This is a genomic window from Leptolyngbya sp. AN10 (assembly GCF_050565645.1).
Taxonomy (GTDB): Bacteria; Cyanobacteriota; Cyanobacteriia; order Leptolyngbyales; family Leptolyngbyaceae; genus Leptolyngbya.
In genome coordinates this window covers 264388-286434 of record NZ_JBNXVP010000004.1, presented here as the reverse complement: position 1 = coordinate 286434, position 22047 = coordinate 264388, and the positions used below count along the sequence as shown (strand labels likewise).

General features: G+C 48.0%; 22 protein-coding genes. 18 read left to right on the top strand and 4 right to left on the bottom strand.

The features are described 5' to 3' along the window. Positions 1-167: 167 nt before the first annotated feature. Positions 168-1883: a group II intron reverse transcriptase/maturase gene (gene ltrA, locus ACQ4M5_RS07955; protein WP_430675042.1), complete on the top strand. Its 1716-nt coding sequence runs from the start codon at positions 168-170 to the stop codon at positions 1881-1883. A 437-nt stretch (positions 1884-2320) separates the two neighbouring features. Here the strand turns inward: ltrA and ACQ4M5_RS07950 are convergent, their stop codons facing one another. Continuing rightward, positions 2321-2470 (bottom strand): hypothetical protein, encoded by a 150-nt coding sequence (locus ACQ4M5_RS07950; RefSeq protein WP_017292085.1) that lies wholly within the window; start codon positions 2468-2470, stop codon positions 2321-2323. Between the two features lie 94 nt (positions 2471-2564). Next, positions 2565-3548 (bottom strand): AraC family transcriptional regulator, encoded by a 984-nt coding sequence (locus ACQ4M5_RS07945; protein ID WP_017292084.1) that lies wholly within the window; start codon positions 3546-3548, stop codon positions 2565-2567. A 358-nt stretch (positions 3549-3906) separates the two neighbouring features. On the opposite strand from ACQ4M5_RS07945, the gene ACQ4M5_RS07940 reads away from it, so the two are divergent. From ACQ4M5_RS07940 to ACQ4M5_RS07890, 11 genes are all read left to right on the top strand, one after another. After that, a complete protein-coding gene (locus ACQ4M5_RS07940; RefSeq protein WP_430675041.1) occupies positions 3907-4998 on the top strand; it encodes an alpha/beta hydrolase in 1092 nt (363 codons plus the stop codon). Between the two features lie 250 nt (positions 4999-5248). Continuing rightward, the gene (locus ACQ4M5_RS07935; protein WP_430675040.1) at positions 5249-5677 is read left to right on the top strand and encodes a (R)-mandelonitrile lyase; all 429 of its coding nucleotides are present in this window, start codon (positions 5249-5251) and stop codon (positions 5675-5677) included. 74 nt (positions 5678-5751) lie between these two features. Further along, positions 5752-6201: a cyclophilin-like fold protein gene (locus tag ACQ4M5_RS07930; RefSeq protein WP_430675039.1), complete on the top strand. Its 450-nt coding sequence runs from the start codon at positions 5752-5754 to the stop codon at positions 6199-6201. A gap of 21 nt (positions 6202-6222) precedes the next feature. Next, a complete protein-coding gene (locus tag ACQ4M5_RS07925) occupies positions 6223-6717 on the top strand; it encodes a (R)-mandelonitrile lyase (RefSeq protein ID WP_430675038.1) in 495 nt (164 codons plus the stop codon). A gap of 116 nt (positions 6718-6833) precedes the next feature. Continuing rightward, the gene (locus ACQ4M5_RS07920) at positions 6834-7604 is read left to right on the top strand and encodes an SDR family oxidoreductase (protein WP_430675037.1); all 771 of its coding nucleotides are present in this window, start codon (positions 6834-6836) and stop codon (positions 7602-7604) included. A gap of 51 nt (positions 7605-7655) precedes the next feature. Beyond that, complete coding sequence (locus ACQ4M5_RS07915) at positions 7656-8399, top strand: SDR family oxidoreductase (RefSeq protein ID WP_430675036.1); 744 nt, start codon at positions 7656-7658, stop codon at positions 8397-8399. Positions 8400-8517: 118 nt separating this feature from the next. Continuing rightward, complete coding sequence (locus ACQ4M5_RS07910; protein WP_430675035.1) at positions 8518-9525, top strand: aldo/keto reductase; 1008 nt, start codon at positions 8518-8520, stop codon at positions 9523-9525. Between the two features lie 143 nt (positions 9526-9668). After that, complete coding sequence (locus ACQ4M5_RS07905; protein WP_430675034.1) at positions 9669-10511, top strand: aldo/keto reductase; 843 nt, start codon at positions 9669-9671, stop codon at positions 10509-10511. 99 nt (positions 10512-10610) lie between these two features. After that, positions 10611-11990, top strand: coding sequence for an APC family permease (locus tag ACQ4M5_RS07900; protein ID WP_026149123.1), 1380 nt, complete (start codon positions 10611-10613; stop codon positions 11988-11990). A 17-nt stretch (positions 11991-12007) separates the two neighbouring features. After that, a complete protein-coding gene (locus ACQ4M5_RS07895) occupies positions 12008-12646 on the top strand; it encodes an SAM-dependent methyltransferase (protein ID WP_017292073.1) in 639 nt (212 codons plus the stop codon). Positions 12647-12692: 46 nt separating this feature from the next. Continuing rightward, positions 12693-14312: a Na+/H+ antiporter gene (locus ACQ4M5_RS07890; RefSeq protein WP_430675033.1), complete on the top strand. Its 1620-nt coding sequence runs from the start codon at positions 12693-12695 to the stop codon at positions 14310-14312. Positions 14313-14805: 493 nt separating this feature from the next. On the opposite strand, the gene ACQ4M5_RS07885 is transcribed toward ACQ4M5_RS07890, so the two are convergent. After that, entirely contained in the window at positions 14806-15045 is a 240-nt protein-coding gene (locus ACQ4M5_RS07885) for a hypothetical protein (protein ID WP_430675032.1), read from the bottom strand. A gap of 259 nt (positions 15046-15304) precedes the next feature. Here ACQ4M5_RS07885 and ACQ4M5_RS07880 point away from each other — a divergent pair, with 259 nt between their 5' ends. The 6 genes from ACQ4M5_RS07880 to ACQ4M5_RS07855 all read left to right on the top strand — a co-directional run bounded on the left by ACQ4M5_RS07880 (position 15305) and on the right by ACQ4M5_RS07855 (position 21558). After that, the gene (locus ACQ4M5_RS07880) at positions 15305-16372 is read left to right on the top strand and encodes a tyrosine-type recombinase/integrase (RefSeq protein WP_430675031.1); all 1068 of its coding nucleotides are present in this window, start codon (positions 15305-15307) and stop codon (positions 16370-16372) included. 877 nt (positions 16373-17249) lie between these two features. After that, positions 17250-17582 carry a tyrosine-type recombinase/integrase gene (locus ACQ4M5_RS07875; protein WP_430675112.1) on the top strand — a complete coding sequence of 111 codons (333 nt, stop codon included), beginning with the start codon at positions 17250-17252 and terminating at the stop codon, positions 17580-17582. A gap of 14 nt (positions 17583-17596) precedes the next feature. Further along, the gene (locus ACQ4M5_RS07870) at positions 17597-17869 is read left to right on the top strand and encodes a hypothetical protein (protein WP_430675030.1); all 273 of its coding nucleotides are present in this window, start codon (positions 17597-17599) and stop codon (positions 17867-17869) included. A 943-nt stretch (positions 17870-18812) separates the two neighbouring features. After that, a complete protein-coding gene (locus ACQ4M5_RS07865) occupies positions 18813-19661 on the top strand; it encodes a ParA family protein (protein ID WP_430675029.1) in 849 nt (282 codons plus the stop codon). Further along, a complete protein-coding gene (locus tag ACQ4M5_RS07860; protein WP_430675028.1) occupies positions 19661-20824 on the top strand; it encodes a ParB/RepB/Spo0J family partition protein in 1164 nt (387 codons plus the stop codon). The genes ACQ4M5_RS07865 and ACQ4M5_RS07860 overlap by 1 nt, the downstream gene beginning before the upstream one ends. Before the next feature lie 488 nt (positions 20825-21312). After that, positions 21313-21558, top strand: a complete 246-nt coding sequence (locus ACQ4M5_RS07855; protein ID WP_017292067.1) for a helix-turn-helix transcriptional regulator — start codon at positions 21313-21315, stop codon at positions 21556-21558. Between the two features lie 176 nt (positions 21559-21734). On the opposite strand, the gene ACQ4M5_RS07850 is transcribed toward ACQ4M5_RS07855, so the two are convergent. Next, a complete protein-coding gene (locus tag ACQ4M5_RS07850; protein ID WP_430675027.1) occupies positions 21735-21980 on the bottom strand; it encodes a hypothetical protein in 246 nt (81 codons plus the stop codon). Positions 21981-22047 lie beyond the last annotated feature (67 nt).

Here is a 22047-nt window from a genome sequence, read left to right as displayed (position 1 = left end):
AGTCAACCGTAAGGAAGGCAGAATCATCTAGCGGGTAAAGGAAACGGGAGAAAGCGAAGGCTCTTAGTAACTTAAGAGATAGGGGTTCTAACTTTGCCCCATCCTGAAAGGGAGCAGACTTCCCAATGGTCTCAAACGATAAACCAACGTAAAGGAATTGAACCAGAGTGAAAGATAGATTCAACCTTGAAATCGGAGCAAAGGCACCACTGACGGATTGGACAACCATTCAATGGAAGTTGATCAAAAAGCGGGTGAAAAACCTGAGACAGCGGATTTATCGTGCGACACAGAACCACCAGTGGAATCGGGTGAGAAGCCTGACAAAACTGATGTTACGCAGTTACGCCAACCTGCTGCTATCGGTGCGACGAGTCACACTCGAAAATCAGGGCAAGAAAACGGCTGGGATTGATGGTCAGCGAGCCTTAACACCCGCTGACCGAGTGAAGCTAGTTCATCAGATGCAGGAATATACGATGTGGAAAGTTCGCCCAACTAAACGGGTTTATATTCCGAAATCGAACGGAAAACAAAGACCGCTCGGAATTCCTGCTCTGCAAGATCGCGTCGCCCAAGCAATGGTCAAAAATGCACTCGAACCGAGTTGGGAAGCTCGATTTGAAGCCAACAGCTATGGGTTTCGCCCCGGAAGAGGATGTCACGATGCTCTAGTGCAATGCCACAATCGGTTTAGCAGAGCGCGGGATAGCTGGATTCTTGATGCGGATATTCAGGGTGCGTTTGACAACATCAGCCATGAATCGATTCTGAATGCTATTGGAGCAACACCAGGCAGAGAATTGATCAAACAATGGCTGAAAGCAGGGTATGTAGAATCCGAAGTCTTCTACCCAACCGTAAAGGGCACACCGCAAGGGGGAATATGTTCGCCACTTTTGGCAAACATTGCTCTGACCGGATTAGAAGACCTTTTATCTCAATACCAAAAATCTAAGCCTGCTCCGTTCTTTGATAAAGGTCGGGGAAAAGTCAGAAACAGAACGAGAAAGTCTAACGCATACGGTTATATTCGCTATGCAGATGACATGCTGGTAACTGCAACGACGAGGAAAGATATTGAGAAGATTGTCCCGGTGATCCAGCAATGGTTAGCGGAAAGAGGGTTAGAACTGAATCCAGAAAAGACAACCATCAGAAATATCAATGATGGCGTGAATTTTCTAGGAGTGACTTTTCGGCAATTCAAAGGTAAAACTTTGGGAATGCCTGAAAAACAAAAGGTTCTCAACAAGTTGAAGGAGATCAGAACCTGGCTGAAAAATCATAAACAAGTCAGTCCGGAGACGGTCATCAACTACCTCAATCCCATCATTCGGGGGTTTGGAAACTACTACCGCATTGGCAGCAGCAAACAGGTCTTGTCCTACTTTGACAAACAAGTCTGGCAAGCACTCTGGCGTTGGGCAAAACGAAGACACCCGAACAAAGGTCGAAAATGGGTCAAGGAAAAATACTTCCGCACTCATCAAAACCGAACATGGGCGTTCTTCGCACGAACACGCAATCGACGGGGAGAGACGACCTTCATCTACTTATTTCGAGCAGCATCGATTCCCATCGAGCGGCACGTTAAGGTTGAAGGCATTGCTTCTCCAGACGACCCCAGCTTAAACGACTACTGGATGAAACGCTTGACCAAGTTCGGCAAGATCCGGTGGGAGAATGGCTCGAAACTGAGGAAAGTGGCAGAAAACCAGCAATGGCAATGCCCCCTCTGTGGAGAGCATCTGTTCAATGGGGAAGCACTGCATACCCACCATCGCAAAGCTGTGAAAGTAGGCGGCACGGATTCGATCGACAATCTTGTGCATTTGCACGTCGCCTGCCACAAACATCTTCATGCAGGTGGAGTTCTGTGAAGTATGAGGCTTGAGCGGCTTGATGCGAAAGTATCACGAGTCGTTCTGAGGGGAGGGAGACAGGGCGACCTGTTCTCTCTTACCCGACCCTTGATCGAAACTTTAACATTTCAGTCTCTGATTGCTACAACTCTCAGCAAACAAGCTTTTTAACCCATATTCACGGCTTTAACGTGGTTGAAGTTAACCCGCTCGAAATGCCCATTCTTGCGGGCTGACGAGATAGTTTTAGATCCAGGTTGAGCATAGCACTCTTTCTTAAATCCTCACTGCGTGAGCGTTTCCAGATGTAGCTCAATTCAAAAAACGCATCAATGCAGCGTAGCCCTATCTCAAACTCTATCTGTCCGTTTCTAAGTCTATCTTGAACCCTATCTTTCTCTATCCCGGTTACGATTCTCGGTTAGTGCCGCTTCATAGGGTGTTCGTCAGTTCCATCAGGCCGAATCCTGCTCGTCTTTTCGCACAACCTTGATGCCCACCTCACTGTAGAAATCGTCGTGCTTGCGCCGCAGTTCATAGGGATGGTCGCCCAGCAGCAGCGCCAGCCGAATTGCACTGGCTGGAAGATCCAATGCCTCAACCAACGCTGAGAATGACGTTGTTTCTTGAGGACGGGATTCTAAATGGGCGCTCAATTGTGCTGACCATCTTTCTACGTCTTCTTCATGCGACAGGAGATCATGTTGAACTCAGGGTCTCTCTAGCGGTTTCCCGCAACCGAGCCACATCTCGCATCGGTGGTACACCGAAGAGCCGTTTGTACTCCCGATTGAAGTGCGAAGCGTCGTCATACCCGACTCGGTAAGCTGCACTAGTCGCGTCCAGGTTTTCCCCCAGCATAAGGCGACGAGCCTCCTGAAGCCGTAGTTGCTTCTGGAACTGCAAAGGACTCATCGCCGTAACCGACTTGAAGTGATGATGGAAGCCCGAAACACTCATGCCTAACTCCCGTGCGATCGCTTCAATCCGTAGCGGCAGGTTAAAGTCTTGACGCAGCCGATCAACAGCCTTAGCAATGTGGTGGGTGTAGCCACCGAGAACGGCAATCTGACGCAGCCGATTTCCTTGCTCTCCCATTAGGAGTCGGTAGAGAATCTCCCGCTTAATCAGGGGTACGAGCACATGCGCTTCAGCCGGGGAATCTATTAGCCTGACGAGCCGTACAGCAGCATCCAACAGGTCTGCATCTAATGGACTCACATCGATGGCTTTGACACTCACCCCCCTTTGTCCTGAAGGATAGCCCGCCTCAACCATGACTGAACCAACCAGAGTGGGGTCGAGATCGAGACGAAGACCCAAGTACGGTTTCTCCTGGGTTGCTTCTAGAATTCGGCTGGCAATCGGCAGTTCGACTGTCCCCAGCAAATAATGCATTGGGTCGTACTGGTAGCGATCGCTGCCCAAAAGCACTTCTTTGCTGCCCTGAGCAATCACACAAAAGGAAGGAATCGAGACACTATGCAGGCACTCCGAAGGGAAGGAGGTGCGATAGAAGTGCAATCCTTTCAGCGGTTCGATAACGCCATCGTGACGAATCGCCCGTGCCATTCGCTCGGTCAGTTCCTCCCGGTTGGCTTGCGATCGGTCTGCCTCGCGCTTTGCCTGAGGGTCATTCATCAAAGCTCTACCAGACTTTTCACTCGTTCTTGCAGCGTTCATTTCTTATACTCGTTCCAAATAGATTTATAGACACATCAAGGTCTAGAAAGGGTTTGGCAGTTAAGCCTGTATAGAATCTAGCGTGGCTTGAATCGAAGTTGGTGCAAGTTTGCAGGATTGTACAACCATCCTAGACAATCATCCTATTGCTTGCTTTCCAGGATGCCTAGAATGAGGTTAAAGCAATGAAACGTGATTCCGGCTTCTTATAATCGTCTGGATTTCTCTTCAAGAGAACACTCAGGTTTGTTTGGTCAAGCGCTTCTCAGAATTGCACGAGAAGCATCCTCAAATCCACGGCAGGCATTGGTCGCTGTGGGAAAGCTTTGCGTGATAAAGCATCAACATGGAGAACTCAATGAAACACCGCGTTCTAATACCAACCCTCTTGATGAGTGCAATCTGCACAACAGCAGCATTTGCGATCGACAAAACACCCGTCTCGCGTCAGAGCGCTCAAGCACCCGTGCAACAGTCCGCTGTGGTCGAGGGAGCAAACAATTTCTACAAAAGCGACAAGGTGAACATGCAGAAGATTACGTTCAGAAACCAATACAACATGCAGGTTGCCGGGAATCTCTTCATTCCCAAAGACTTAGATCAGAACACCCAGAATCCGGCAATCATTGTTGGGCACCCAATGGGCGCAGTCAAAGAACAGAGTTCAAATCTATATGCCCAAAAGCTGGCTGAGCAGGGATTCGTTACCTTGTCCCTCGATTTGTCCTTCTGGGGCGAGAGTGAGGGGCAGCCTCGCAACGTTGTTTCGCCGGATATTTATGCCGAGGATTTCAGTGCTGCGGTCGATTTTCTGGGCACCCGACCCTTCGTTGACCGAAATCGGATTGGCGCGCTTGGGATTTGCGGCAGCGGCAGCTTCGTGATCAGCGCCGCCAAGATCGATCCACGCATGAAAGCCATTGCGACGGTCAGCATGTATGACATGGGTGCAGCCAATCGTAACGGGCTGAGGCATTCTACGACCCTTGAGCAGAGAAAGCAAGCGATCGCAGCGGCAGCCCAGCAACGCTATGCGGAGTTCACGGGCGGCGAGACCCAATACACAGGCGGAACCGTGCATCAACTAAATGAGAACTCCACTGCCATCGAGCGTGAGTTCTATGACTTCTATCGCACTCCCAGGGGCGAATACACCCCCAAAGGTTCGTTGCCGAAACTGACAACACATCCGACACTGACCAGCAACGTCAAATTCATGAATTTCTACCCGTTCGATGACATTGAGACGATTTCGCCTCGTCCCATGCTGTTCATCACGGGTGACAATGCCCATTCGAGGGAGTTCAGCGAAGATGCATACAAGCGTGCAGCCGAGCCGAAGGATCTCTACATCGTTCCGAACGCGGGACATGTCGATTTGTACGATCGGGTGAACCTGATCCCGTGGGATAAGCTTGTGTCCTTTTTTAATCAGCATCTCGGTCGGTAAGCGAACTAGCAGGAGAAACCATACTACCCAACTCGAATGGAAACTTCACAGGCAAGGTGGCTTTTGTCACCAGAGCAGCAAACGGCATTGGCCGAGCTACAGCGCTAAAGCCTTCAGGTTTGATTGAGCAAGGATTTGCTGATTGACAACTCGAACGGTAGAAAGGCTAACCTTGCTGCTTAACAATTTTCATCCCTGCTTATAGAGGAAGCAGCCAGTACTCAATCTCTACGATTGGACAGCAGCCCGTGTGGCATTAAGTAACCCAATTCAGACAATGGACATCAAACGAAGTGGCTCACAGCCTTCTGCCAAAGGATCAACCGAATATTTCACGGGCACGGTTCGCATTGATCCCCTATTCGAGGCGCATGATCCAGCCCGCACGTCCGGTTCCAGTGTCACGTTTGAGCCTGGTGCTCGAACGGCGTGGCACACCCACCCGTTGGGACAGACCTTGATCGTGACAGCGGGTTGCGGTCTAGTACAGCGATGGGGTGGAGCGATCGAGCAAATTCGACCCGGAGACGCGATTCAGTTTGCGCCGGGTGAGAAGCATTGGCATGGTGCCACACCTACGACAGCCATGACGCACATCGCCATTCAGGAAGCACTCGACGGTAAGGCGGTGGATTGGATGGAACAGGTCAGCGACGAGCAGTATGAAGGAAAATCCTAATGCTTTTCAGAAGGTTCTCTACCCAGGGAAAAAACTACCAGAAGAGGCTGCTAATTTGGGTTTTTGCTCTAGCGATGTCTCTAAGTTACTCAGCCTGCCATGCCGATAACAGGATGCCGAGCAGTGCCGCATCGAAGCTGCCGACTGAACTATCAACCCCGCAAGCAAACAGCATGAAGATCAACATCAAGGTCGGAAACCAAGTTGTGACAGCTACCTTGATCGACAGCAAAACGACGCAGGATTTTGTTTCCCTGCTGCCGTTAACGCTGACGTTAGAAGATTACGCGAAGACCGAAAAAATTAGTAATTTGCCCAAAAGATTATCGACAGAAGATGCACCCCCAGGCAGTGATCCATCTGTTGGAGATATTGCTTATTACGCTCCCTGGGGGAACTTGGCGATCTATTACCGAGATTTTGGATACTCAGACGGACTCGTGATCCTCGGAAAAATAGACGGTGACATCAAGGCATTGAATGTGCCTGGCTCTGTAGAAGCGATGATCGAGCGAATTCAGTAGAAACCGTTAAAGGAGATAGAAATGAAATTGCTTGCGACCGCGATCGTGTCATCTTCTCTGCTGGCTTTGGGTTTCGCTCCGGTGGAACAAGCACAAGCCCCGTCGAATAACACACCAATCGTAGAGGTGAGGCGAAACGGCTCGCAGCCCTCCACGAAAGGACTTGCCGAAAACTTTACAGGGGTTGTCCGCATCGACCCGTTGTTCGCAGCACGCGATCCAGCCCGCACATCTGGCGCAAATGTAACGTTCGAGCCGAATGCGCGAACCGCGTGGCATACCCATCCGTTAGGGCAGACGCTGATTGTGGCGGCTGGCTCCGGATATGTCCAGCAATTGGGCAGACCCATTCAGGAAATTAGACCCGGTGATGTGGTGCAAATTCCGCCAGGAGTGAAACACTGGCACGGTGCCACACCGACGACAGCCATGACGCACATTGCCCTTCAGGAAGCACTTGATGGCAAGAATGTGGACTGGATGGAACAGGTCAGCGACGACCAATATCGCCCTTGATCTCCGTGCTCGAAATTCTTGGGCATCGAGATGCACGTCCTTGGCTCCACCACCCAGCAATAAATCGTAGAAATCCCGGTAAAGACTTTCCGAATTAGCAACACAAGGAGTAGAAAATGACAACGAACGAGAATGGAAACTACATAGGAAAGGTTGCGTTTGTAACCGGAGCAGCGAACGGCATCGGTCGAGCGACAGCACTGGCATTTGCCCGTAAGGGTGCTGATGTGGTGGTCGCTGACGTTTCAGAACAGAGCAATCAAGAAACGGCACAGATGATCGAAGAACTCGGCGGACGATCGCTCGCTATTAAATGCAACGTAGCGCAAGCCGAAGACGTGAAGGCGGCTCTGGACAAGACGATCGAAACCTTTGGGCGGCTGGACTTTGCCTTTAATAACGCTGGTGTGGAGCAGAAGAATGCAGCAACAGCGGAAATCGAAGAGCAAGAGTGGGATCGGATCGTAGACACCGACCTGCGCGGCGTTTTTCTGTGCATGAAGTATGAAATCCCGCTGCTCCTCAAGCAAGGTGGCGGCGCGATCGTCAACACATCTTCAGGTGCCGGGGTCATCGGCATCAAGGGTGGAGCTGCATACACCGCCGCCAAACATGGCGTGGTTGGACTCACCAAGTCGGCGGCTCTTGACTACGCCTCGCAGAACATCCGCGTTAATGCCGTTGCCCCTGGTTATATTGATACCCCGATGATGGGGCGCTTCACTGGCGGCACTGCTGAAGGACGCGAACAGGTGATCGCAGAGGAGCCGATCGGACGGATGGGGCAGCCCGAAGAGATCGCCAATGCTGTCGTCTGGTTGTGTTCGGACGCGGCTGCCTTCGTCGTCGGACACGCCTTGGTCGTCGATGGCGGTCAAACGGTGTAGTGATGGTCGGAGCAGAGAACTTAATAGTTACTCAACAAACAGAGGAATCAGATGATTAAAGACAAAGTTGTGATTATTACTGGCGCATCATCAGGCATTGGTGAAGCAACTGCAAAATTGCTTGCCAGCGAAAGCGCTAAAGTCGTACTAGGTGCGCGTCGTGAAGACCAACTAAGACAACTGGTTGATGAAATTCAAAGCGCTGGCGGACAAGCAGCATATCAAGTGATGGATGTGGTGAACCCATCAGATAACACTGCGATCGTTAAGCTTGCTCAGGAAACCTTTGGTGGCGTTGATGTTATTTTCTTGAACGCTGGTATCATGCCAAATTCTCCACTGTCTGCCTTGAAAACCGATGAATGGAATCGAACCGTGGATATCAATATCAAGGGTGTCCTCAATGGTATCGCTGCGGTGTTGCCAACGTTTATTAGTCAAAAGTCTGGGCATGTGATCGCCACTTCATCGGTGGCTGGATTAAAAGCTTATCCAGGAGGTGCAGTGTATGGTGGGACGAAATGGTTCGTGCGCGATTTCATGGAAGTTCTCCGCCTAGAGTCGGCTCAAGAGGGAACGAACATTCGGACTGCGACCCTTTATCCTGCTGCCATCAACACTGAGTTGTTAGGTCAGATTACCAATCAGGATATGGCTGAACAAATGACAGCCTTGTATCAGCAATATGGCATCTCACCGGATCGGGTCGCCAAGGTGGTGGCGTTTGCGATCGACCAGCCAGAAGACACAAACGTGAACGAATTTACAATTGGACCCACCCCGCAGCCTTGGTAAGGATGAAGACGCGCTCCGTCTTGGTGCTGATGAGTTGCCGTTTCCCACAATCAAGATGAGATGCAGCTGCACAGCAACCAAGGTGGAACCTCCCACAGCTACCTGATGGAGCAAAACAATGCAAAAACGCAAACTTGGAAACAGCAACTTAGAAGTTTCGGCAATTGGCTTGGGCTGTATGGGCATGAGCTTTTCCTATGGTCCGCCCAAAGACAAGCAGGAGATGACTAATCTGCTTCATGCGGCTGTTGATCGCGGCATTACATTCTTTGACACCGCTGAAGTTTACGGTCCGTACTTGAATGAGCAACTGGTAGGTGAAGCCCTTGCTCCCTTCCGCAACCAAGTAGTAATTGCCACCAAATTCGGATTCGACCTCAGTCCTGATAAAGATCCTCGTGGAATGGCGGGTTCACCCGGACTCAATAGCCAACCGGAACACATTAAGGCAGCCGTGGAAGGCTCGCTCAAGCGCCTCAAAGTAGAGGCGATCGACCTGCTCTATCAGCATCGGGTTGACCCGAACGTGCCCATTGAAGACGTGGCAGGAGCAGTCAAGGAGCTAATTCAGGCAGGCAAGGTAAAACACTTTGGACTCTCGGAAGCAGGTGTGCAAACCATCCGTCGCGCCCATGCCGTTCAGCCAGTCACCGCGCTGCAAAGCGAATACTCGCTGTGGTGGAGAAAGCCTGAAGCAGAAGTAATCCCGACCCTTGAAGAACTTGGAATCGGTTTGGTTCCTTATAGCCCACTGGGTAAGGGCTTTCTCACAGGTGCGATCGACACAAACGCAACCTTCGATAGTTCCGACTTCCGCAGCACCCTGCCGCGCTTCACATCAGACGCGCTCAAAGCAAATCAGAGCCTGATTAATCTGCTCAACAACATCGCGCAACGAAAGCAGGCGACTCCGGCTCAGATGGCGCTTGCGTGGCTCCTAACTCAGAAGCCGTGGATAGTTCCGATTCCAGGAACTACGAAACTGCATCGCCTAGAGGAGAACATTGGGGCAGTGTCAGTCGAACTCACGCCCACCGATCTGCGGGACATTGATGATGCCGCTGCCAAAATCACGGTGCAAGGGGCAAGATACCCCGAAAAGTTGGAGCAACTGACAGGTCGCTGAAGCTGATTGCAGGATTTGGGTCTAGCATAACTGCCCCTCAGACCAGATCATCCTGACAGATTGAGCCGAATGGCAACGGTCAGCCCTGAACCATAGCAGGCTTGCTAACTGCTACGGAAAAAAGCACAGCTTGGAGAGAAACGATGCAAAAGGTTGTCTTAAATAATGGTGTCGAAATGCCCATTTTAGGGTTCGGTGTTTTCCAGGTACCTGATGCTGAAGAGTGTGAAAGAAGCGTGTATGAAGCAATACAGGTTGGCTATCGCTTGATTGATACCGCCGCTGCCTATCAAAACGAAGAAGCCGTTGGCAAAGCGATTGCAAGAAGTGGTATCGCCAGGGAAGAGATCTTTATCACCACAAAGCTTTGGATTCAGGATGCTGGCTACGAAAAGGCAAAAAAGGCTTTTGAACGATCGCTCAAGAAACTGCAATTGGACTATCTAGATCTCTATCTTATTCATCAACCCTTTGGGGATATCTACGGTTCCTGGCGAGCAATGGAAGAATTGCATCAAGCAGGCGAGATTCGAGCGATCGGGGTGAGCAACTTCCAAGCGGATCGAATCATGGATCTGATGGTTTTCAACGAAGTGGTTCCTGCGGTCAATCAGCTCGAAACCCATCCCTTCAATCAGCAAATTGAAACCCAGAAATTTTTACAGGAAAACAAAGTTCAGATTGAATCCTGGGGACCGTTTGCTGAAGGCAAGCACAACATTTTCCACAACGAACTCCTACTTTCGATTGCTGGGAAATATCAGAAGACGGTTGCCCAAGTGATTCTGCGCTGGCTAGTCCAAAGAGAAGTCGTTGCGATTCCAAAATCCGTTCGGAAGGAAAGAATTGCTGAAAACTTCAACATTTTCGATTTTGAACTGAGCGCTGAAGATATGAATACGATCGCAACGCTGGATACGAAGAAGAGCAGCTTCCTCGACCATCGCGATCCGGAGATCGTGAAATGGTTGGCTACCCTACACTAAAGCCGGATCAAGAAATGATGCAAGGACTCCAGCCGAAAGCGATCGCATCGAAAGCACAGAAACGACTCGTCGCAACTGTTCGCATCAAGGAGCAGAATCTTGAAGTTACTCTCTCGTCAAATGACTACGCTAAAACCTACACTGTCCTTGCTGGATGCGATCGCACTAATCGTCGGCTTAGTGATCGGTGCAGGGATCTTTGAAACACCTGCATTAGTGGCTGCGAACGCGGGCAGTGCAACTGTTGCACTCCTCACCTGGGTTCTAGGTGGAGTCCTATCGTTGATTGGGGCACTTTGCTATGCTGAACTGGCGACCGCCTACCCCCATCCCGGCGGCAACTACTATTACCTGAGACGTGCATTTGGCAGGGCGATCGCGTTTCTATTCGCTTGGACGCGGCTGAGTGTGATTCAAACCGGGTCGATCGCATTGTTAGCGTTTGTATTCGGCGACTATGCTTCGCAACTTTGGCGGCTCGGCACTTATTCTGCTTCGATCTATGCTGCGATCGCGATTGTTATTTTCACCGGATTAAATATTCTGGGCGTTCAACAAGGCAAGTGGGTGCAGAATGTTTTAGCCGTAGCTCAAGTCGCTGGGCTGTTAATCGTATCCGGGATTGGTCTTGCCTTCTCATTTGGAGCAACTTCGGGGGTTCCGATTGATCCCGCAACTTACACCTCTGTTCAAGCGTCGATCACCGCTCAAGCCAGCCTTCCCGCTTCTAGCAATCTTGGGATTATTCTGGTCTTTGTGTTGCTGACTTATGGCGGTTGGAACGAAGCAGCCTACATTTCGACAGAAGTGCGAAACGGACAGCGCAACATTGTTCTTGCTCTGGTTTGGAGCATTGCAATCATCACAGGGGTCTACCTGTTGATTAACTGGGCATTAGTTCGAGAATTAGGATTGGTTCGGATGGCAGCATCGGAGGCAGTCGTGGCTGAGTTGATGCGATCGACGGTCGGGATTGTTGGGGTGGTCTTGATCAGTGGATTAGTCGCGATCGCAACCCTTTGCTCGATCAATGCCACCATTTTTACAGGCGCTCGAACGAACTATGCACTAGGGCGGGACTTCTCAATTTTTTCCCTGCTGGGACGCGGACGCGAAAGTAATCCGACCAATGCACTGCTGGTACAAAGTGCAATTGCCCTGTTGCTAGTCCTTGTCGGGAGTATCACCCGACAAGGATTCGAGACAATGGTAGACTACACGGCTCCTGCGTTTTGGTTCTTCTTTTTACTCAGCGGCATCTCGCTGTTTGTCCTACGCAGGCGCGAACCGGATGTTGAGCGTTCATTTAAAGTTCCGTTGTATCCCCTGACTCCACTTTTATTTTGCGGAATTTGTCTCTATATGCTGCAAGCCAGTTTAGCTTATACCGGATGGGGCGGTTTACTTGGGGTGGTTGTGCTTTTGCTGGGATTACCTTTGCTGTGGTGGACGAATCGAACTTCATCGAGTCAACGTTAGAAATCTGGAGAATAGTTATGATTTCACTGTACCGAGCGATCGTGATCTGCGCGATCAGTATCAGTCTCATCAGTACTGGCTGTAGTAGCCGCACTAGCGATGCAACGGTTGAATCTGCTCCGGCTGAAGCACAATCGCCTCCTGTCCAGTCTCCACCGTTACGTTCGCCCGATGTGGTGTATGTGCCAACTCCACCCCAAGTCGTTGAGCGCATGTTAGCAATCGCCAACGTCAATCAAAACGATGTGCTGTATGACTTAGGGAGCGGCGATGGACGCATTCCGATTACGGCGGTGCAACAACGGGGGGTACGCCGTGCAGTGGGAATTGATATCAATCCGGAGCGAATCAGCGAAGCAAATGCGAATGCCCAACAAGCAGGCGTAACTGACCGCGTTCGCTTCCTCAATCAAGATCTCTTTCAAAGCAATTTTAGTGACGCAACGGTCGTCACGCTGTACTTGCTACCCGAATTAAATGTCAAACTTCGACCCCAGCTATTGAGTCAATTGAAACCTGGAACGCGGATTGTCTCCCACGATTTTGATATGGGCGAGTGGAAACCCGAACAAACAGCACAAGTAGAAGTGGATGGACGAACTCACAATGTCTACTTTTGGACTGTGCCTGCAAACCCACCTGCTAACTTACGTTAGGAAAATTTGTTCGAGAAAACCTTGGTGTGAATAAACTCAACTCCTAATGCAAGACATTTTCATTCAATATATTTGCCTGATCTTGATTATTCTCGGACTGGTCATGCTCGCGAATAAGCTGCAATTGGCTTACCCGATCGTGCTTGTATTGGGTGGACTCGCGCTGAGTTTCGTTGCTCCGTTTTCAAATATCACCATTAATCCAGAGCTAGTTTTCCTTATTTTTCTCCCGCCCTTGCTCTATGAGGCAGCGTGGCAAGTCTCGTGGAAAGAATTCTGGAAATGGCGAGGGCTGATCATCGGGTTTGCGTTTCCGATCGTCCTCTTAACTTCGTGCGTAATCGCAATCGTCTCTAGTGCAATTATTCCCGGTTTTACTTTAGCGCTGGGCTTTTTGTTGGGTGGCATTGTCTCACCCCCTGATGCTGTTTCCGCAACGACAATCATGCGGCGGGTCAGCGTGCCGAAATCGCTCGTCAGCATTGTCGAAGGCGAAAGTCTACTGAATGATGCCTCGTCGCTGATCGTGTTTCGCTTCGCATTAGCGGCAGTCCTCACCGGACAGTTCCAATTTCAAGCCGCAGCCGTTAACTTCGTCGCTGTTATTCTCATCGGAATCCTGAGCGGACTCGTGGTTGGCTTGATTTTCTACGGCATTCATCGCTTATTACCGACAACGCCTAGTATCGAAATCGTCTTAACACTGGTCACGCCCTACTGTCTGTATTACTTTGCTGAACACTTTCATGTTTCGGGCGTGCTAGCGGTCGTTAGTGGTGGACTGCTCTTATCGAGCAAGCGCAATAGTTTACTGAGCTACCGGAGCCGGATTGAAGGCGTGAATGTATGGACGAATCTAGTCTTTGTCTTGAATGGGTTGATTTTTCTGCTCATCGGACTCGAATTGCCGTTTGTCACTCAGCAGCTTGGCAACATTAGTTTAGGCAGTGCTGTTGGGTATGGATTGATCATCGCGATCGTGCTGATCGCAACCCGGCTGCTTTGCACGTTAGGAACTTCTGTTTGGATGAGAGTGATGAGCCGTTTTATCCCGGTGTCAGACCCGAATCCGGGATGGCGAGGTCCGCTGATTTTTGGCTGGGCGGGAAAGCGCGGCGTGGTATCGCTCGCATCCGCGCTTTCCGTCCCGATACTAACTGAAGTAGGACAGCCGTTTCCCTACCGTGAACTCATTCTCTTCATCACGTTCATCGTCATTCTCATTACTCTAGTATTTCAAGGATTAACGCTGCCCTGGCTGATCCGCAAAGTCCATCTCAGAGATCGCTTCACTCTTATCCCTCAACAACAGCAGGAGATCATCATTCAGAAGAAAATCGCACTGGCTTCGCTTCGATTTTTGGAAGAAAAGTATGGTGCAGAGCGATCGCGAAACGAACACTTGGATAATTTGTTCTCGAAGCTCGAAATTGATCTGAAGTTTTTCGATCGGCAACTCGCAGAATCAAATTTTGCATGGCAGAACTCATTAACAGGCTACCAATCGATTTACCTGAAAGTGCTGGAGCGACGACGCGAGTTACTGAACAAAATGAATCGCCGTGCCGAGTTTGACGAGGAGTTGATCAGGAAGTATCTTTTATTAACCGATGTGGAAGAATTCAAAGTTCGGGAGATAGGGGCACAGGAATCCGATACCGAGTAAGGAGAAATGATAAGGGGTTGGAAGCAACGCCTGAAGTCGAAGAAATTGACCTCGAAGTGTAATGCACTAATGGAAGTGTATTGCACTAATGTATGAGGAGGACATAGAAGCGTAGGCAAGGCGATTTCAGCGTATTTTGGAAGTGGCTGAAGTAGAGTTGGTTTCTTTATAGACGTTTGGGCAATCGATCAACTTGCCGTGGATTGAAGTGTGGATAGGGCTGTTACTCGGTGGCGATCAATTAGAAGACCAAGGAACGGACTGCTATGCTGGCGAGATTTAGGGTCATCATCGACTGTCAGTTCCGAAAGAGCCTGAGTGCTGAATGAAACGAATGATAAGCTTAGATCGATTTAGATTCGGATCTGGATCTATTTCGACATCATCTGATGAAATACTTGCGGTGCAATGATTGCAACATTTATGAATGGAACAGTTCTAAAATCTTGAGCTTCTAAAACCAGCTCACAATTGAGGTTCTAAAAACGATAAATCAAAATAGATCTGGATCTCGATTTGTTTCGATCTCCACAACCAACTTATCGACAAACCGCTTGCCTACCTCAGCATCTCTCACCACTTGCTGAAACTCGGAATCTAAAAATTCACAACCGTGCTGCCAATCCACTTCGATGTGAATGTTTGGAAAGAAAAAGGCAAGAAATTGCTCGAAGTAGCGTTCAAGCGCCTCTTTCCAAGATGCGTCGTAATTGGCGGGTGGAGATGAAGTCATGATGGAAAAGTCGAACAAATGTTCTGTATTCTACCGCAGTTCGCCGGATTGCATTCAAGATTAAAGTCAGAAGACCTGATCTAAATCCCCTCAAACTGAGAAATATAACGATATTGCCTTAGTAATACATTTGTACTAAAATTTCTTATTGTTTTGTATAGTCAGACTTTAGTCAGACCGAGATATTGGTCACATATCTTACACGATGGTCATGGTACATTTGATTTGTAAGCATTAGGTGAGCCAGACGAGAGGCGGTATGACAGCAGATTTTAATCCCTTAATTCGGATGGTGGTTGCCAATTCAGAAGCGCGAGCATTCGTACCAATCAGCGCTCGAAAAGTCGATGGGGCAGAGCGATCGCGGGTTGAAGTCCCAGATTTACGTCTGGAGCGGATCAAGGAGTTTTTGCAAGCGAGTAATCTTGCTCCCAATAGTCAAAAAGCTTATCGCATCGAGCTAGAACGATTTATCGCTTGGAGCAGCAAAGCATGGATCGATGTGACACCAAGAGAGATTGCTCAGTTCAAGCGATATTTGATCGAAGATTGTACGACTCGACAGGGAAAACCTCTGTCTCCGGCTGCGATTAATCAGGCACTGACTGCACTCAAAAGCTTTTACCGCTGGTTTCAATTGGCGGGCTATATGGACATTACTGCGGTGTTACCGACTGCTGCGGTGAAGTTTCAAAAGTTGGGCAAACCCTTGCCCCGGCATTTGAGTAAGGAACAGATGGAAGCGATTTCACAGGCGATCGCACAAGAGCTTTCCGGCGATGAAGAAGTGAATTGGCGCGATCGAGCGTTGTTAGCGGTGCTAACGCATGGGTTAAGAGCTGAAGATGTGGCGCAATTGAACGTTGGGAATTACGACGGCACGCGACTGCGATTCGTGAGGAAAAAGGATGGCGAGGAAGCGATCGTTCCCATTCGGCAAGCGGCGCGAGAACAGATTCAGGCTTATCTAGAGCGCAGAAGAGGGCAGCGCGAAGTTTTGAGCGATGACAGTCCAATGTTTTTGTCCTACGATTTCCACCATCGCGGGAAACGCCTCGGCTATCAAGGCATTTACTACTTTGCCAAACAGCGGTTAGGGGAAGCAACAGGGATTGAGAACTTGACTCCTCATCGGTTTCGCCATACTTATGCCTCAGAGTTAGTGGAATTGGGTATTGACTCGCTACTGGCGCGGACGCTCACTGGGCATCGCTCTGAGAAGGTGTTTGAACGCTATATTCAGGGCAAACGGTTAGCAGCAGCGGAATCTGCTTTTTATCAAGCAGTTGGGGAGAAAGCGCCGGACGTGGAACTGCTGGAGAGATAATGTTTGTCGTGGAGAGATTTGGGGTCGCAATCGACTTCCGACTTCAGTCGAGTTAGAACTTTGAACAAAATAACGGATAGGGTTTGGACACGCTTCGCGCGAGCCAGAGGCAACGAAATAGATCCGGAGCTGGATCTATTTCGACACTTTCGGGTAAAATGCTTACACAGTAAGACTTACAGCTTCTACGAGTGTAACAAATCCAAAATCTCGAACTTTTGAAACTGGCTCAGAGCAAAGGTCCCAAAAACAGTTAATCGAGATAGATCCGGATCTCGATTTGAATCAAAATCCACACGCTCTATTGTCTTTAGAAAATACTGCTCTGCATCGGTCAGATAATCTTCAGAAGAAGTATTCTCAAGCAATCCTTCATCTATAACTTAACGAATTTCTGAACTGTCTATTAGGACAAACAGATTTAGGCACAACTCGCCGTACTCCATCCCAGTGCAGCAAGGCTCTCTTTAAGCTATTGACATCTTGATTTCGATGTAAGGATAATAAAGCGCTTTTCCGAATTGGGAGGCTTGTGGGGTACTTATAAGGGAGTGAAGCAATGATTAATAGAGACAATATCTAAAAACAGCAGTGTTGACAATGGCTCATTATTGCATCAGCATTAATTTTCCCTGCATATCACTCTTGATTGATTGAATATAATTTGCTCAAGTTGCATAATTCACCGATTGGATAAATGCACCTTAGGCAATGGTAAGTCCTCGACTTGTAGCACAGTTCAACGAACATTTGATGCGCGAAAAAAGTGATCAATGAGTGCTATTAGATACGACTGTAGGGCGAATCTTAGGCACATTAAGAACTTTTTCGGTTGAATGATGCGGAAAGCTTTGCTTAGCCGAAGGCACCGCGCTACATCGACTTTGATCCCACACTGGAAATCGATCTACCGAAACTGCCCGAACCCGAAGCGAGAAATTTCTCGGACAAAGCAGTTGAAGAAATCCTGGCAGCGGTACTTTTAGAAATAACTCTATCAGAGCGAAACTTGGCGATTCTGCTGCTCCTGCTGTATGGATTGCGAGCTAGTGAGGTGTGCAAGCTGAACATGGAGGATTATATTGATCGCACTCGATTACGAATTCGTAAAGCAAAATCAGATAGCAAAAGGACAATTCCGCTTAATCAGGAAGCGCGAGAAGTCCTCGATCAATATCTGGAATGGTGTGAGGCGCAAGGACAAGAATAAGTCCTGAAAATCCGATGCTTGTGTCTTACTCGCCTCAGAATGCAGGAGCGCGACTCACGTATGGAGGCATTCTTACCCTGGTGGACAGATTGCGTCATCGCACTGGCATTGACTTCACATCTGACCAAGGAAGGCATACCTTCGGGACAAATCATGTTTTGATAGGCATGAACCCGCACCACATCATGACAATTATGCGCCAAAAGAACCCAATTAACTTTCGTCGTTATACCAAAGCAGCCGAACAAGCAGCGGCAGAGAGCGAGTTTTATAAGTTTGAAAAATAATGTTTAGGAAGTTCGTCTGCGCTCTGTACAACGTACCGACGCTCATTGCTAGGCAACAGAGCGCAAGCTTATGATGCTGTGTAGAGAGGTCAAAACTTCCTTCGAGGTACTGTTCATCAAGATTCCTAGCTACATTCCTAAAACTGATATATAGCTGTGAGACTGTAGCTGAGCTTCGAGCCACTGCGACAATTCACTTATGAGACAGATTAAGTTTGCTACATTCAACCGAAAGTTAGTTGCGAATCGGCTCCTTGAATTTTTGAGGAAAAACCCGATTTTACCTTCGAGGTCTTTGATCGTTTGAGCTTGCTCCAATACAGGGATCAACCGCCTAAAATCATGAATAATCAATACCTAAATGTCTTTGCCAGTCTCCATCACTGCGTAGTGATCAAAACCTGGCTTATTTCGCTTGAACATAGGTTCAAGATAACTAAAAAGTTCTTCTGCAATAAATACGGAATTTAATTCCAAAACTTGCCCTTATATTTACCTGGCACGAGTTCAAGATAAGCTGTGCCGTGTAGATTATTCAAGTTTAGAATAAGGCGTATTCGTTCGATGCTTGCTTCTTCAATCAAGTGTTACCCTCCTTACAAGACAGACTTTCCATTAAGCAGATTGAGTGTGGCTCTATATTCTATGATGTTTGCCTATACATAACAACGCACATACGGCTAAACTGTCGCTTGGTCTCGCTGTGAATTCTGGTATTCCACATGAATTTAGAAAAACATAGTAGGAATTTAGTTCAGCATTAAAGAAATGATGATATTGTGTATTTCATCTGTGGAATACCAGAATCCACATCCTTCAATTTTTGACCTGATGAGACTGCAAACCGTTGCTCATCGGAACTTCACGGTCTGTCGCTTGACAAAGACAAATAAAGCACTGTCTTTCAGAAATTTAGTTCGGCAACTCTACAAGTAATAGCTCTATGGCATCTTTAAAGCAGACAACGTTCAAAAAACCAGTCGTTTTGTCGATCGAGACGAACGCAGGTGGTGTCAGTAAGTCTACCATTGCTTACAATCTTGCTTATGAGCTTGGAGTAATGGGATTTCAAGTCGGTTTAATCGAACTCGATCCAAATCTATCCCTTGCCTTATTCTGTGGTCTGATAAAACAAGGGAAATTAGCAAAAGAAATTCCTGGAACAACGGCTGACGTTCTAGATTCCGAGTTCGACGGAACCTACCCCTGGCTCGATATCTGGGAGGACAAAACGAAAAATGTTCAGATGTGTGTTGGTGGAGATCCGCTCTATGGGAGCATTCGTCAGATCGATCGTGACCCACTGGGAATCATGACGCTGGCAAAGCGATTCAAACAGTACCCGATCAACAAAGATTTCATTATCATCGATTGCCCCGCAACGTTGGAGCCACTCCCTTTCGTCGCGCTGGCTGCCTCGACGCATGTACTCTTGCCTATTCATCCAGAGTACAAAGCAGGATTTGGCACTGCGACAATGCTGGCATGGTTTGACAAGAAGATTAATGACCTCGATCGCGATCCTCCTCCAAAAATCGTTGGTATGGTTGTAAGCCGAATCAAATCTGAGTGGGAATTTCAGCAAAAGATTGCGAATTCAATCGAAGTTGTGGCGAAACGAAGAAAGCTCCGATACTTTACTCCAATTCCAGAAAATGCCTATATTGCCAAAGCCGCTGGAAAAGGACTTCCGCTGGGCTTATACCGTCGCAACGAACCTGTGAGAAAGCAATACTTAGAAATTGCTCAAGCTTTGGTTGACGAATTGAACACAAGTCGAGGATTGGTGTAATGGTTAAGGAAAAAAGTCGTCGAGTCGATGAAGACTTCTTAGGGCTGTTTGGAAGTGATACAGAGTCTCAGGTTGAAGAATTACAGGCAGAAATCCAACGGCTGAAACAAGAGAATTCTCAACACCAGTTGAGTGAAATTGATCGTCAGAAATATGAGTCTCTACTCGCTGACCTGCGCCAACAATTAAGCTCAAAAGGAGTCGTCCGAGTCTCGATTAAGGCGATCAAACGGAATCCCAAGCAGCCAAGAGAAACTTTTACAAGCGCGATGATTGCTGAAATGGCAACCTCGCTTGAAGAAGAAGGGCAGCTTGATCCAATTATTCTGCTACCCGGAGAGATTTTATTCGATGGGGAATGCCGTTGGCGTGCAGCGACTGAAATCCTGTTTCCGACAAATCCAGAAAGATGGTCAGAACTCGATGCAGTTTATCTAGGTCAAGAATTATCTGAAGAAGAACTACATGGGAAGGTTTTAGCTGCAAGTATTCGCAATGGGCTAAATCCTCTAGATCTTGCCAAGGCACTTATGCAGCAGTGCCGATACGTTGTCAATTTAAGCGATGACGAAGTTGTAAGAGCTTTGAGAAATGCGGTGCGACGACTAGAGCGGCATGGAGGGCTTGCTCAGTTGAAAGAGATTATGGGACTTCCGCTTAGTGATCGAGAGACTCGATTAAAAGCTTTGGATCTCGATGAAGCAGAATTGAGAATTTTTCAAGTTCTCATGCGGTTTAAGCAAAATCCCAGCTCTGTCAATGCTAATGTGTTTCCTAAACTTAAACTTCCTGAAGATTTGAAGAAAGCAATTCGACTTGATGGACTAGAGGTATTTGCAGCAGATGCACTTCAACGTGTTTCTGCAAAGAACTTAGGGCTTGAGTCGGAAGATGAAGTTGTTAAAATTCGAGCGGATGCAACTGCACACGTCATCAAACACAAGTTAAGCAAAGCAGAGACACAACAGTATGTTGCAAACTTGATTGCAAATTACAGCCCAACTGCTATGTCTGAAGCGGATAGAAAAGTCGAGCGATTCATTCAGACGATCGAGCAAGTGAGCTTCAATGATTTTGAAGAAAGCCATCTCAAGAAGATTCTGGCAACCTTCAATGCAAAAACACGCGAGCTAAAGCAGTATCTGAAATCCGAAAAAACCTGACTAATCCCATCTAGCTAGGCAATCGTATGTCGCTCAATTCGAGATGCCCCTGCTTGAATATGAATTCAAGCAGAATTGTTTTGCCGTGGCAAACTACTCACAAACCCTTGATTAATTTACGACAAGGAAGCAGTTACGTTCTGATTTTCGTCAAGACAAGATCTGAGCTTGAATCAATTAGAGCGCTTGAAGTCAAAGCGATGACGATCACGCTAAAAATCGATTCGCTCAAAACTTTTATGCCAGAGCGATCCCCAAACTGCTATATAATTTTCCGCAACTTTCAGGAAAAAGCAAAATCTCTGTAATTATCGATAAGTGATCCACTCTAGGAGGATAACGATAAAATTCTGGAGTCTTCCAGTGGATCAGAGAATCTTCAACTACAGCAAAACGTTTCAAGCATTTTGTTAAAATTTGCGGTATTCTTATGGCACGTCTTTTGTCTCCATTGGTATGAAGGTATGAAGCTGCCCGTATCAACACCTATGGCTTTTAACGAATGGCTCCGACTCAAACGATGCCGGAGCGGTTTAAGTCAGAAAAAATTGGGTGAGGCATTAAGTGTCAGTTCTCAAACTGTTAGCAGTTGGGAAACGGGCGAAAGTTTTCCAAAATTAACTCCTCATCAAATGAGAGAACTCTGTCAGTTGCTGTCTTGCTCACTCGATGAGCTTGCGGATTATCAAATTGGAATGCTCGGCATTGAAAATTTTGCTCAGAAAGCATCTTGAGCAAAAATAGGCATTGAGGATTAGAATTATTTTTTCTCTTTAATATTCAAAGATATGCGATCGTTGATCGATCAGTTCGTGGGACACCGAATATGGATGAGGTCGTTCGATCGACGATTAGCAGTGCCTCTAAGTTTTAGGGATAAGGCAGTTTGCACACGACGGGTTAACACTGCCTATGCCGGATTCGCGACTGTCAATGGGTTCTTCAAATCGAGGGAGGTTGTATCGTATGTCTTCCGTCCATACGAAAACAATAAAAATTGCCAATAGTTCCTCAAGTTGAGGGAAGTCGCACAGCACGATCGCACAAAGCGAGCAAGGCTAGTCGTATAGTCCTGCAACTCTCCTTCTAATTCTTGAGGAGCCGGATAAATTTGATAAGGCTGCAACTGCTTCTGCTCAGGGGACAGCATCGACATTTGCAGCAAGTCTGTCGCCTAGCTTTGAGTGTGCAGGCGGTTTCTCAACATTTGCTTTGAATGAACG